The 14,133-nt window shown below is 40.1% G+C and carries 11 protein-coding genes and 1 tRNA gene; 5 read left to right on the forward strand and 7 right to left on the reverse strand.

The window, feature by feature from the left end:
• Window positions 1-28: 28 nt before the first annotated feature.
• Genes PKC96_05440 through glpK form a run of 3 tightly spaced genes read right to left on the reverse strand, consistent with a single transcriptional unit; the run spans window position 29 to window position 6,888 of the window.
• Window positions 29-3,085 (reverse strand): UvrD-helicase domain-containing protein, encoded by a 3,057-nt coding sequence (locus PKC96_05440; protein HMM00769.1) that lies wholly within the window; start codon window positions 3,083-3,085, stop codon window positions 29-31.
• Window positions 3,075-5,360 (reverse strand): PD-(D/E)XK nuclease family protein, encoded by a 2,286-nt coding sequence (locus PKC96_05445; protein ID HMM00770.1) that lies wholly within the window; start codon window positions 5,358-5,360, stop codon window positions 3,075-3,077. The genes PKC96_05440 and PKC96_05445 overlap by 11 nt, the downstream gene beginning before the upstream one ends.
• 52 nt (window positions 5,361-5,412) lie before the next feature.
• Window positions 5,413-6,888 (reverse strand): glycerol kinase GlpK, encoded by a 1,476-nt coding sequence (gene glpK / locus PKC96_05450; GenBank protein HMM00771.1) that lies wholly within the window; start codon window positions 6,886-6,888, stop codon window positions 5,413-5,415.
• Window positions 6,889-7,032: 144 nt separating this feature from the next.
• Between glpK and PKC96_05455 the strand changes: the two genes are divergently transcribed.
• On the forward strand, window positions 7,033-7,239 hold the full coding sequence (locus tag PKC96_05455; protein HMM00772.1) for a hypothetical protein: 207 nt from the start codon (window positions 7,033-7,035) through the stop codon (window positions 7,237-7,239).
• 106 nt (window positions 7,240-7,345) lie between these two features.
• Here PKC96_05455 and PKC96_05460 read toward each other — a convergent pair whose 3' ends face one another.
• Genes PKC96_05460 through PKC96_05475 form a run of 4 tightly spaced genes read right to left on the reverse strand, consistent with a single transcriptional unit; the run spans window position 7,346 to window position 11,868 of the window.
• A complete protein-coding gene (locus PKC96_05460) occupies window positions 7,346-8,587 on the reverse strand; it encodes a Xaa-Pro aminopeptidase (protein HMM00773.1) in 1,242 nt (413 codons plus the stop codon).
• 1 nt (window position 8,588) lies between these two features.
• A complete protein-coding gene (locus PKC96_05465) occupies window positions 8,589-9,416 on the reverse strand; it encodes a P-loop NTPase (protein HMM00774.1) in 828 nt (275 codons plus the stop codon).
• Window positions 9,416-10,030, reverse strand: coding sequence for a YigZ family protein (locus PKC96_05470; protein HMM00775.1), 615 nt, complete (start codon window positions 10,028-10,030; stop codon window positions 9,416-9,418). Before PKC96_05470 ends, PKC96_05465 begins: the two co-directional genes overlap by 1 nt.
• Window positions 10,030-11,868 carry a hypothetical protein gene (locus tag PKC96_05475; GenBank protein ID HMM00776.1) on the reverse strand — a complete coding sequence of 613 codons (1,839 nt, stop codon included), beginning with the start codon at window positions 11,866-11,868 and terminating at the stop codon, window positions 10,030-10,032. Before PKC96_05475 ends, PKC96_05470 begins: the two co-directional genes overlap by 1 nt.
• Before the next feature lie 140 nt (window positions 11,869-12,008).
• Here PKC96_05475 and PKC96_05480 point away from each other — a divergent pair, with 140 nt between their 5' ends.
• The 4 genes from PKC96_05480 to PKC96_05495 all read left to right on the forward strand — a co-directional run bounded on the left by PKC96_05480 (window position 12,009) and on the right by PKC96_05495 (window position 14,131).
• Window positions 12,009-12,791, forward strand: a complete 783-nt coding sequence (locus PKC96_05480; GenBank protein ID HMM00777.1) for a type II CAAX endopeptidase family protein — start codon at window positions 12,009-12,011, stop codon at window positions 12,789-12,791.
• Window positions 12,788-13,648, forward strand: a complete 861-nt coding sequence (locus tag PKC96_05485) for a TraX family protein (protein HMM00778.1) — start codon at window positions 12,788-12,790, stop codon at window positions 13,646-13,648. Before PKC96_05480 ends, PKC96_05485 begins: the two co-directional genes overlap by 4 nt.
• Before the next feature lie 18 nt (window positions 13,649-13,666).
• On the forward strand, window positions 13,667-13,978 hold the full coding sequence (trxA, locus tag PKC96_05490; protein ID HMM00779.1) for a thioredoxin: 312 nt from the start codon (window positions 13,667-13,669) through the stop codon (window positions 13,976-13,978).
• Between the two features lie 77 nt (window positions 13,979-14,055).
• Window positions 14,056-14,131: transfer RNA gene (locus PKC96_05495), tRNA-Asp, on the forward strand.
• Window positions 14,132-14,133 lie beyond the last annotated feature (2 nt).

The following is a 14,133-nucleotide window of genomic DNA, read 5'->3' on the forward strand; positions in this document are numbered from 1 at the left end:
TATAGTTTTTTGGAATCTATTAGTAAAATTAAATGTCGACCGGACGATAGATTCCATCAAAAATACTTATTAGATAAGCCCTGACGGGCTTTTGAAATACCGTCTTCAAATAGTCGGCATATATTCTTAATTGCCGAGCATAGGCCACATCATCAAAATGCTTTAGCTTATAATCAAAGAGAGTGATGGTGTCTTTTTCAACAATAAAGCCATCGATAATACCCTCATGCTCAGTTGCCTTATCAAAGAATGGATACTCACGATATAAATTTGACGCCGTAACCCCATCAAAAAGAGGTAAATTTAACACCTTAGTAATTATTTTTGTTTCGCTTTCCGTACTGTAAGCCGGCACCTTCTTATTGATAAAATCACTCATCTCTAGAAGATGATGCAACCGCTCGCCCATCACCAACAAACGATCTTCAACTGGAGATGCCATCACTTTCGAAATTTGCCTGTCCTCTTTTTGGGCAAAGGAGAAGTCAAGAGCATGAATTTTTAATAATTGCTCACTATCATCCATGGTTTTTATCTCCCGCTTTGACGGAGGATTAATATTCTTATCCGAGCTGACATAGTAAGATTCTTTATTGGGTAAAAGGGTAATAAAGTCGTCGAGGGAAGTGGCATCTTCAATGGCATAAACACTCTTTTCCTCCGTGCCGTGAAGAATAATGATTTTTTCCCGAGCCCGGGTTAAAGCGACATAAAAAAGGCGTATTTTTTCGCTTATATCCTCTTTAATCTCACGATACTTTAATAAGTCTTTAAACATATTTTGCCCGTTTTTTCGGGTGCCGTTTGGAATAATGATACCTAAGTCGGGGTTGACGATATCCTTATCACCCACGTCGGTTCGGTTAAATCGATTGAAAAGATGCGGAAAATAGACAATGGGAAATTCCAAACCTTTGGACTTATGAATCGTCATTAGGTTAACGGCATCATTCAAATTTTCGCTTGCATTGACGGATAAGTCGACTCCGTAATCATCCATATATGAAAAGTAATTTACAAAGTCGTGCAAAGTAAAGCCGATTGTAGCCAGTGTTTTAGATAATGCCACCAAACTATCCAGTTTAGCGATATTGGCCTGAATGTCTCCAATCAAAATCAAACGGTCATAAACTTCAAAATCAATCAGTAATCTGCTCAAAAGCTGGTTTAACGGCAGACTGTTTATTGTTTTATAGGAGTTGATTCTTTGCATCAAATTAGAATTAGCCCAGGTATTATCCTTTATAACCCGATAGATCGTTTCGTCACTATCATTGATTATGTATGAGCGGGAAAGACTAAGGAAAGCATGTTTCTTTGTAACCTCATCATAGTTGACGTCGTCGCCTATCGAATCGACCAGCAAGCAAAGTGAGTGAAACGCCATTATAACATCGCTGCTGGCCATGCCTTCGTCTTGCTCGATACGGAGGGGCAATTGATATTCGTCAAAAATCTTTTTAAAAAGAGAAAAGTCTCTTTTCCGATCAACCAAAATTGCGAAATCCTCCAAGGATATGGAGCGCTTTTGTCCCGTACTCTTATCCATGACTTGATAATTGCCGGAAATTTTGCTCGCTATATCACTGGCAATAATTCGAATCTCATATTCAACCCGGTCCGAAGATAGCATCTTTTTGTTGTCATAAGGAATAATTTCCGTATGGCAGTTCTGGTCCACCGAACCTTGATTATCATAATTCAGATTGCCAAATTCTATTAAATGACTGTCCCGATAATCCGCGCCGCCATACTCCAAGGTCATCAGTGATGAAAACATTTGGTTTATATCTTCTAAAACTTCTCGGCGGGAACGGAAATTTTTGTTCATGTCGATTCGATGTCCGTCTACACCTTTACCATACGTCATGTACTTATCGGAAAAGATTTTGCTATTGGCGTTACGAAAGCGATATATCGATTGTTTTACATCTCCCACCATATATAAATTATTATTGGCGATACGATTTAAAACCGCTTCTTGGATATCGCTGGTATCCTGATATTCATCCACCATAATGTACTTTAAAGAGGACCTTATTTCCTCACTTATCGCCGGATTATCCAAAACCTTCAATGCGAGCCTTGCGATGGATGAAAAATCGTATAAACCATATTTTTGTTTGAATTCTTCCAGTCGCCGATTAACTTCGTTAGCCAGTTTAATTAAAGTGATTTTTTCTTCCTTTGTGCTTAAAAAATCCTCTTTTGAATCAGCCTTTATAAGCAGGGGCGCCATCGCTTTAATTTTCTTGATTAGGTCTTTTTGTTGGTTTCGAATATTCTCATCGCTGGCATCGGTGTCTTTTTGCTTCCGGGGGAATGAAGGCAGATTTAAAATACGCCGAATAATTTCTTCTTTGCTTCCGTTTATAAAATTAGTTTTGATGTAATCGTTTATTCGCGATGCCTCGTTTGGGCTCTGCAAATAATTGGTCATATCATCCAGCAGTTCAATCCGTTTTGCAAAAATTCTTGAATACTGCCCATAGTTATCTTCAAAGAAACCGGCGGAAAGATAATTGTCCTCATACTGAAGAAGCATTTTATCGGGATTAATCAAAAGATTGCTCGCATCTAATATCGAAAGAATCAACTCCTTTAAATCATGATCGTTTTTATAACAATACTTTTTGATCAAGTTTAAAAATTGCAAATCGGGATTTTGATAGTGTCGACAAAAGACGTCGTCTATTATCCGATGCTTTTCGATGGTAAACAGCGATTGATCGGCAATATCAATATTTTGATCGACGCCGATATCAAGGTGATACTTTTTCACCAAATAGAGGGCATAAGCATCAAATGTCATAATATACGAACTATCGATATCTTCCGCCACCGCCTGGGTTAAGGGGTTGGCCGCCAGTTTCTTGCGAATTCTTTCTTTCATTTCGCGGGCCGCAGCATTGGTGAAGGTCAAGACGAGTATGCTATCCAACGAAATGCTTTTTTCGGCGATGAGTCGGTAGACGCGCTCAGTTAAAACAGCCGTTTTGCCACTTCCCGCGCCGGCGGAGACCAAAACGTTGCTGCCATCGATGTCAATTGCCTTTTCTTGAATAGGAGTAAATTTATTGCTCATCGGCCAATTCCTCCTTTATCTCAAAATTACGATAATCCTTTTCTTGACGATAGCAGACATCGCGGAAAGGACAGTGACTGCAGGCATCGACTTTTTTCCCGATTCGAAGCGGGTTTATAGCAAAATCCATCTCCCGGATCTTCCTATCCCCGGCGATGATTTTCTCTTCGGCAACGCTGGCCAAATTTACGAAAAAATCGGCACTGAATGTCTTTGAAGATTTGGATAAATTACCGTCGTTATTATATTTGACGTTACTAACATAGTAGTATTCCCCATCATGGATGTTGAATGCCGCCTGATCAAAAGTATCTTCACTCGATGGGCCCTGTAACCGCTGGCGAGAGAAATAATAGCTTTCATCATGGCCCTCCGGCAAAAAAATACGTTCATCTAGGAATAACGGATGAATGTAAAGGCCGATAATTTGATAGTCATCTGCCTCGCAAGTTTGAAAAAGAAAGTCATAGAATGGCAGTTGCAGTGAAGCTCCGTACTCTACAAGTGCCGGATTAAACCGTTCTAAACCAGTTTTATAATCAACGAGAACAACCTTCTTACCTTCTTCGCCTATAAAATATACCTTATCGATTGTGCCGACAATTCGCGTATATTTATTAATTTGATAGTCGTACTTTTTTTCGACAAGAACATGATTTAACTTCATTCCTTGCTCATGGCGATGAATAAAATTAATTGCCATTTTCAATTCTTCCTTTAAGCGCATTAAAAATATTTCTTCATCCACATTTAATTCGATTATCGCTTTTGTTTCAGCAAAACATTTTTCGAAATTAAAACCGGGACTATACGATTCTTGAAGTAACTTATGCGCTAGCGTTCCGTATTTCAAATTAAATGATTCCGTAGTATCACGCAGGCCGATAATTCGTTCAAGATAATAGTGAAAAGCGCACTCGTAATAAGTTTTAAAAGATGAATAGGAATGAACGAATGGTCTTGAACTAAAATCAACGTCGATTCCCGTGAACGAATTATCAAATTCGCGGTAAGGAATCTTTTCACTTCGGTCGAGGATCAATAGGTCGGAGGATAGATAGTCATATTTTCGTTTCCAGTCGAGAAGTGTCGCATGATAAGAAGCAATCCGTTTGGCACTGAAATCAAAATCATAGGTCGGCGATTCAAAGGTAATTTTTGAAATCTTATCGAGATAAGAGGGCGGAAAATTTTCCTCTCCGTCAACATATTTTGAATAACTTAAATGCAGGTTTTTCTCTAAATTAAGTGCCCAGAAGAGCAAATGTCGATCTTCAGCATTAAGCAAATGGATATCGTTTTGCCCAAGCAACATTTTCTCTTGGCTATTCAAATAAGAAAAATCGCGGCCTTGATGCGGATAGTGTCCCTGGGAAAAGCCCAATACAAACACTTCCTTTTTGTCATCCAAAGGGAGAAAATCCATCACAGATATTGCCGTTTGATATTTGGAAAAAGCAATTTTTGTCCGGGAAAAAAGTTGAGTTAAAAACAAATTATAATCGGCGATATCGCGAGCCGGATATTGGCCGCATAACGCGCGTATCTTTTGACTTACTATATCGTCTTTTAACAAGTTCTCATCTCCACTCGCTAGGAACGCCTGAGCTAAGGGAAAAGTGATTAAAGGTTCAGCCACCGGTAAATTGAGCGGTATGCGATATAGATGTGAGTAGCGCTCTAAAAGTGGAAGATATTCTGTCGGTGGATTGAGAAGAACGATATCGCTTAATTTTTTGTCGGCCACTAATAAACGGGATACATCATTAAAAAAAGCGCTGATTTCCGCTTCCAAATCATTAAAGACTCTGATTCTTAGTTGCTCTTTGACCGGGGGAAAGGGAACAAAATCAACCATTAAGTTATATTTCCGAATAAAGAACGCCAATTCTTCATTTTGGGGTTCATAACCGATAACGATGATGTTTTTCGCCTTTAAATCGCTGGCAAAATAATGGTTGGCTTGCAAGTACCCGTTTTTCTTTAATGCTTCTTTGATAGCATTCGCTTTGCTTAAACGCATAGAAGAGCCGGGATTTAATTTGAAATCATAAAAGGCATCAGCGATAAAATGCGCATCATTTATTGATAGATTAAATTTATTAAAGAGAAACATTTCCTCTTTTGGCCCTAAACCAAAAAAATAGTCCGCCTTTAAGTCGTCTAAAGTAATGATTTTCAAATGCGAAGTAGGATAATAATTATGCAACCGAACAAAAGTTTTTTTAACCGCGGGCGGCAAAATTAAAACGTCGTAATTAAAGACTTTATCCATGATCGATTGCATATTACAATTTTATCGACTTATGCCGATATATTCAACTAAACTATTTAAAAACACGATCGGCAGCAACCGCTTTTTTCCAGCCTTTATAACGACGGTTAATTTCGCTTATACTCATCTTAGGAAGAAATTCCTCCCGATATTGATGAATGTTTTCTATTTCATCCAAACACGAGTAAAACTTAATGGCCAAACCTGCAAGATAGGCGACACCAAGCGACGTGGTCTCCTGAACCTTAGGTATTTTGATTGTGCAGTGCAGAATATCGCTTTGAAACTGCATCAGATAGCGATTGGCGGTCGCTCCGCCATCGACTTTTAAAAGCGGAAGACTCAGATGCGCTTCTTTTTTCATCACTTCGATAACATCCTTACTTTGGTAGGCTATCGACTCCAAAGTAGCGCGCACGATGTGATATTTAGATGTGCCGCGCGTGATGCCAAATATAGCTCCGCGGACTTCATCATCCCAATATGGAGTTCCAAGTCCTACAAAAGCAGGTACGACATAGACTCCTTCCGAATCGGTGATCATCTTTGCCGATCTTTCGCTATCAGCGGCATCACGGATAAGTTTCATCTCATCTCGCAGCCATTGAACCGAAGCCCCGCCGACAAAGACCGAGCCTTCCAAAGCATAGGTGGTTTTGCCATTAATCCGCCACGCAATGGTCGTTAAAAGCCCTTTTTTGCTCATGACCGGTTTATCACCGATGTTCATCAGCATAAAGCAGCCGGTTCCATATGTATTCTTTGACTCGCCCTTATGAAAGCATGTTTGACCAAAAAGGGCGGCTTGCTGGTCGCCCGCCACTCCAGTAATTGGAACGTTAGAATCAAAAAATGATGCCCTTCCAAAAACAAAACTGCTCGATTCGACTTTGGGAAGCATTGAGGAAGGTATCTGAAACAAACTCAGCAGTTCATTGTCCCACCTTTCCTCCACGATATTAAATAGCATTGTCCGGGAGGCATTGGTTATATCGGTCGCGTGAACTTTGCCGTTTGTCATTTTGTAAATTATCCAGCTATCAATCGTGCCAAACATCAACTCTCCCGCCTGAGCTTTCTTTTCCGCTCCGGGGACATTTTCGAGAATAAAGCGAATTTTACTGGCTGAAAAATATGAATTCAAAAGTAGTCCGGTTTTTTGGTGAATCATTTTCTTGCTTGTCTTATAGCGATCACAGATGTCATCGCTTTGGCGTGATTGCCAAACGATTGCGTTGTAAATTGGGCGCCCGGTTGATTTCTCCCACACAACCGTCGTTTCCCGTTGATTGGTAATTCCAATCGCCGCCACATCCTTAATTGTAATATCCGCTTTAATTAACACTTCGTTGACGACGTCGACAACACTCACCCATAAACTAAGCGCATTTTGTTCCACCCATCCCGGCTTTGGATAAAGGCATTCTACCTCGCGCTGGGCAATGAATTGGGCTTCGCCGCGGCGGTTGAAAAGCATCGCCCGCGTGGAAGTTGTTCCCTGGTCAATGGTCATGATGTATTGTTCCATATTCGCTCCTCGATTAATTTTATTCTAGTTGCTTTTGCTGTGCTAAACAATAGAAAAAAGTCTTAGTTGCTGAACTGAGTACCATTTAGTGCACAAGAAATAAAAAAGCTTTTCATCATATAACGTCAGTAGAGAGTTTTTATTATGGCTACTAAAAATTACAAATCTCAGAAAACAGTGCAAAGCCAAAAGCAAAAATTAGATATAGTGCATGGATACTGCTATATAACCTATGATAAAAAACGGGCGTATTTCTCAACAATTATCGATTTATATAACCATCATATCATCGCTTATCATATTATTAAAACAGCTCATTTAACTCTTTGCAGAAGAAACTGGTATTTATAATGCGACTCGAATAAAAAAACAAGAATCAATAACGATTCTTGTTTTAAAACTTTCCATTAAAGTGCTCAACTTAAAGGCCACTTTGTTGCCTAAGACGCTCATTTATTTAGCGACTTTGGATGGCTTTTTCAATATCGGCTGTTTCTTTAATAATCTCTTTTGAGAGGTTTTCACTGCCCGTTTCCGTTACGAGGACATCGTCTTCAATGCGAATCCCGATGCCATATTTTTTGAAGTATAATCCTGGTTCGACGGTGATGACGTTTCCCGCCTGTAACGGCAACGAACGATCACTCACATCGTGCGTGTCAATTCCCAGATGATGAGATACGTTATGGTAGTAGACGTCCTTTACCTCATCCGGATTATCTATGAGTCCAAGTCGCACTAATTCTTTTTGATAAAAAGCGATGGTGTAGTCCTGAAGATCCTTTAAAGTTAATCCCGGCTTAATCATTGCGATAACATTTTTGTTCGCGGTTAAAACGGTTTCATATATGGTCTTTTGTAAGGATGAATACTTGCCGCTAGCCGGATAGGTTCGCGAAATATCCGCACAATATAAATCCGCCTTCGCTCCCAAATCAAATAAAACCAAATCACCATCATTAATCACCGCATTAGGAGTGGGATAATGGAGAATAATGGCATTCTTTCCACCGGCGGTAATCGTCGGAAAGGAAAGAGCGGCATTGGCTAAATCCCGAATCGTATATTCAAACAAAGCCGCCATTTGATATTCGTATTTTCCCCCGCGAATATTTTTTTGAAGGGCTTCAAGTCCGCCGCATGTCGTATGAATTGCCGCGCGTAAACTGGCGATCTCCTCCGTACTTTTAATCATTCTTAAGCGCATCAATAACGGGTAAATGTTCTTGACTTCCGCTTTGGTTTTACTTTCAAATGCCGTCGCATAATCAATCGTAGTTTGATTCTCACCGATTTTTAAATCTTTTTCGAGGTCAAAGTAAACGGAATTAACGGTATCTTTAGCCATCAATTTTCCAATATCATTGTCGAATTCATCACTGAAACGAACATCGTCAATACTGCTTAGGCGCTTCGCTTCCTCGACAGTCAAAAGTTTTCCCGTCCATTTTTCCTTATACTCATCAAACCGATCGACAAAAAGAACCGCTTCCTCTTCACTGTCCTTTTTAATTAAGAGCAACATTGAATGGGCTTGATCAATACCCGTCAAATAATAAAAGTTGCGATTAACTTCAAATGCATAATTCTCATCTGCTGAGCGTTTGGGAGCAATCCCGCTGAATAAAACGGCAACTGAGTTTGAAGCCATCCTATCAAAAGCATTTTTTCTTCTTAAAACAAATTCACTCTGTTTCATTTTATTTAATCCTCTCAATTGCTTCGATCACCGGAGCAAATTCTTCCACGTCGGTATTCTCTACTAAACCCGCATCGATTAGGGTTGCGTTTGCCGGAACCAACGGTAACCGGGCTAGTAAAGGAACATTATATTTACCCGCTAAAACATCCAGTTGGGAATTGCCGTACAGGGCAATTTTCTTTCCGCAATCCGGACAGGTAATATAACTCATATTTTCCACCAGTCCTAAAACCGGTATATTCATCTGTTTAGCCATGTTGACGGCTTTTTTGACGATAGTTTCCACCAATTGCTGGGGGGTACTTACGACAATAATCCCATCCAAAGGCAAACTTTGGAAAACAGTCAGGGCAACATCGCCCGTTCCTGGCGGTAAGTCAACTATCATATAATCGACATCATCCCAAAAAACATCGGTAAAAAACTGCTTGACCAAGTTGGAGATTAACGTTCCGCGCCAAAGTATTGGATCTTCATCATTATCGAGCAGCATATTGGCTGAAATAATTTGGATGCCTTTCTCGCTACGAGCGGGAAATATCAACTCGCCATCGCCCATCGCTTTCTCTTTTATGCCGAAGGCTTGAGGAATTGATGGACCCGTAATATCCGCATCCAAAATTGCGACATGATGACCATTATTGGCCAACCCAACCGCGGTCAAAGAACTTACAAGGCTCTTTCCAACTCCGCCCTTTCCGGAAACAACTCCGATTACGTGTTTTACTTTACTGCGCGTATTTAAATTTACGCGTAAACTCTGAGGCGCCGCGCGCGAATCACAATTCTCCTCGCAGTGCTCACAATCATGGTTACAATCCGCCATTAAACAACCTCAACTTTCCTTAAAATATTTGCTGGTTCTCGGGTGATAATAAAGTCATCACTATCCAAGTAATCAATTAATGAAGTAAGCCTTTCTTCTGCAAGAAGAAGTGTCACTTCAACTTTGACATTATAGTCCATTTTAATTATTTCGTCCCGTAAAACAACCTGTTTTCCTTTAATAATCTCCCATTGGGAGTAATCAAAAGCCGCTTTTAGTTTTATCCCCGGAATTTGCTCGTATTTTTCGCCGGCACTTATTGCCCCTTTTCCCGCTTTTACGTAGGTGCGTAATAGCCGTCCCGCCCCAAGTTTATGACCGCCAAAATAGCGGACAACGACTAGGGCACAATCGCTTAAATTCTCATTTTTAAGAAGATTTAACAATGGCAAACCAGCCGTTCCATGCGGTTCTCCATCGTCCGACATCCGCTCGCTATCTTCGTTTCGATAGGCGAAACAAAAATGACTGGCGCCCTTGTTCTCTTCTTTTAAAAGGACAATTTGCGATTTGAAGGATTCATCATTTTTAATTGGGAATAAAAGAGCAATGAACTTCGATTTATCGACTTCAATCACATATATCGATGTCGTTTTGACTGTTAGACTACTCATTATATGACCGTAACGAGATCCAATAAATCACTGATGCCATTCTTATAGTTCAAACGCTTTGTAGCGAGATTGCTGTCATCCCAGGAATCAACTGCCAGATTAAACACAGTTGCATTGACGGGCGAAGCGGCGATGTAGTCGGCAAAGATATAAGCCAAGAATGGCTTCGCATTCTTCATCAACAAATCGCTGTCAAACAATGCCGAAGTTCCTGTCGAATAGTTGAAGTTATTCGGGTCGTAGTTTTCTAGATCACCAGTTACGGCATTATAATCTCCGCCAAGAATACTCTTGAAATCATCCGTATGATCTTTTACGAACTCATCCCAAGATAAATTGGATTCATCACCGTTTAAAACTGCGGCAACGTTATTATCAAGTCCGTACATTCTTGCGAACGCTTCGTATATTTCCGTTAGTTCATGCGCCCAATTTTGGGTGGAGAACTCTTCGTAGTCACTAGGAAAAATAAGCGTCAAAGCATTGCTAGTTCCCGTTGATTTAGTGGCTTCGGCATAGAAGAAATTACTGAATACTCCGCTTATGAAAGGTGATGTTCCCATCTGCGATAAAACACCGATCATCGCATCTTTTACACTCGGGGCGAAAATAGCGTCATAGAAAGCCGTGGGTCCGGCATTACCTGCCGTTTCGTCCGCGTATACTTGATAGATGGAATTAATGGCATCCCCGGCAATTAAGTCGAGCAAAAGTTGCTTCATCGATTCCAATTCTTGTTCGTAGTTAAATCCAAGAACATCATTGGCAAAAAATGGCCGGAATGAGTCACTGACCAAGGGATTGTCTGCGGCTGAAAAAAATCCATGGAACATAATCGGCATATAACTAACCATCAAATTACTGTTCTCGATGTTGTTGAAAAGCGAATTAATCACATCGGGGGTAAAAAAATCATTATAGTCGAAATTTTCCGTTCCGATTCCACTGCTAAGAACCGTTTTTCCGATACCGGCTAATGTGGTGATTTCAGTAGTTAAACTTATCGACTCCCCATTATATTCCCCATCCGTCATCATATTCATCAACGTAGTGTCAAATGTCTCGCCTTCGCTGTTGGCACTCCAGCCAAAAAGCGTTTTATAAAGAAAAGAGTCGAAATAGGCATCACTCATCTGTTTGATACCGGTATACCCGGCGGCATTTTCATCCACTTCGGCATTATTGGGATCGCTGAAAGCCCGTGCCACTGTGTTGGCGAACGAAGTAAACGGAATCAAAATTGCCAAGCCGATAATCGCCACGCGAATCGTATTAAAGGCGGCGCCAAATAAACGCCGAAACTGAAAAATGCGAATCTTTTTTTTCTTGGGCAACAAAAGGCCGATAAGACGGAACAAAAGCATTATGATCGGAGTGATGATTATGGCCAATGTTACTAGTAAAGAATATAAAGCGTAACGAGCAAAGACCAAGGCCAGACCATATGCGTAACTGCTAAAATCCGGTGATTCCGCTACGCTTAAGCCGTTAGCCGTGTAATAACTTTCAATCATCTGTCTTAGAGTCAATTCAACCGTCGAGGTGGAAATCGGGACGCTGGTCCCCGATATCGTCAAGTTAAATGTTGCGGGGATGAAACCTCCGACCAAAGGAATACTTTGCAAACGAAGGGCCAAGAACCAATTCAGCAGAGGATTAATCGTGAAAAATATAACCACCAAAAGTCCAACGAAAATAAGTAAATTCAACGTATTACGCCAAAATTTGCGAAAGATACCTACGACAAAGGCGATTACCAGTAGGGCAGCCAGCCCAATGGCGATGCCATTTAGAATTTTTACGAAATCAGTCGGGTCTAGGGAAAAATTCATGCTCATAAACTCGATCCTCCATAACAATAGTATATATTTTTCGTAAAATTATAAAAGGATGATACAAAAAAGTTTACGATGATGATATTTGTTTGCACGACTGTTTCCAAAAATATATACTACATACATGTAGGGGATGCTTATTTATGAATGAAACTTCAACGGCTAACTATGACATCGAAAGGGTAAAAGAACCTAAAGTTACTTATCCACGTATTAGTGGCACAACTAACTTTTTTGTTTTTATCTTGGGCTTTTTAGGCCTGGATATTCTTTCAGTTATATTTGGCAATTTGGCAGTGTTCTTTGTTAAACAAGAGGGCGTTATTCCCCTTTTGGTGTATCAGTCAAGTGTCGACTATCTGAGCACAGTCAATGGCCTTCGCTATATGGCCGCTTTGGCGCTTCTTTTTGGTCTCACCTATCCTTTGCTCCCCAGTTTTAAAAAAGCATTTAAACAAAAGAGAACTTGGGTTCGAGGTATATCCTACGGCTTACTGGCGATGATTGCTTCTACTGCTTACAGTATTTTCATTAATGTAATATATAAGGGTGGAGTAACCGATAACGCCAATCAGAATGCCGTGGTTAACGTAATACTATCGCACCCCGTTACCAGTTTTATTTGGATTCCTTTTCTTGGACCTATCGTTGAAGAATTGACTTATCGAGTCGGCCTTTTTGACGGCGTTAGGAAAATAAACAAATACCTAGCTTACTTTGTGGTTATGTTGGTATTCGGTTTTATTCATTTTGACTTTGCAACTGCCGACTTAACGAACGAATTGTTAAATCTACCCTCCTACTTTATTGCGGGTATCATATTCTGCTATGCTTATGACCGCGACGGAGCCCCGAGTTCAATCATTGCCCATGTGTTAAATAATTTATTTAGCTATGTCGCAATTCTTATTACCGCGTACCTATGATGAACCATACACCGAAAAACTTTCTTTCATCTTTCTTTTTAAAGGTCATCGCTATCATCACAATGACGATTGACCATTTGGCGGCTTTTTTATACTATTTTGGCATCTTTACCGATGAAAGTGTGCTGGTTCCGCTTAGAATCGTTGGTCGTATCGCCTTTCCGATATATGCTTTCCTGGCTCTCGAGGGGGCTTTGCACACCAAAAACATTAAAAAGTATTTAACGCGTTTGGCACTTTTAGCTCTTGTAATCTTGATTCCATCAATGATTCTAGAATTGGGTTACGGCGAAAGTGCAATTAATGGCAATATCTTTTTCACTTTAATTGCCAGCATTATGACGGTTTACTTTTTTAGAAAACCCGATAAAAAAATATGGTATTTTATGCTTCCGGCCATATATTTAATTGTTTACGATATTTTATACTCTTACGTGGGACTTCCCCTTCCCCAATTTTTGGAACCGATGTATGGAATATATGGATTAGCGACGATACTTGGGTTTTATTTAGGTCGAATCGTTGCTACAAAATATGTCTATCGAAGCTTAAAAAAATACAATATCGATAACCCCGCTTTTACCGAAACCCGCGAATTTCAAAATTTTGCAAATATTATTGAGTGCGTTTTTCTTTTATTCATTCAGTTAGTTTGCTATATTATCGTTGCGATTGATCCTCAACTTGATGTCTTAAATCAAGCGGTTCAAAGTTACGCATTATTAGCAGCCATTCCGCTTCTATTTTACAGTGGAAAAATCGGATACAACCCAAAATGGTTTAAAATAACTTATTACTTGTATTATCCGACTCATATTGCGATTATAGCTCTAGTAATGTATCTAATTGCCCATTAGGCAAGAAAGGAAAAAAATATGATTGTCCATGTTGAAAACGCCAAACAATTCGATGAATTGACCAAACAGGGAAGAGTACTAGTTGATTTCTGGGCTCCGTGGTGTGGCCCATGCCGGATGCTTGGCCCCGTGCTTGAACAGATTGATGGGGAGGGAAAAGAACTTACTGTTTTGAAAGTAAATGTCGACGAGCAAGGCGAACTTGCCGCTCGATTCTCCGTTTACTCAATTCCAACTATGATCCTCTACAACGAAGGAAAAATTGTCGGAACAAAAGTTGGTTATATTCCTAAGGGACCATTGGAAGCTTGGGCTTTAAACACAAAGTAAGAAAATAGCGGATATCCGCTATTTTTTTGTTGTCCAAAAGCTAATAGTATGATACAATCTTTTTCGCAAAGCCATGTGGACTAGTGGTGTAGCGGTTAACATGTCTCCCTGTCACGGAGAAGATCGAGGGTTCGATTCCCTTCTAGTCCGCCATG

The sequence above is a fragment of the Bacilli bacterium genome (assembly GCA_035326105.1).
Classification (GTDB): domain Bacteria; phylum Bacillota_I; class Bacilli_A; order RFN20; family CAG-826; genus UBA7706.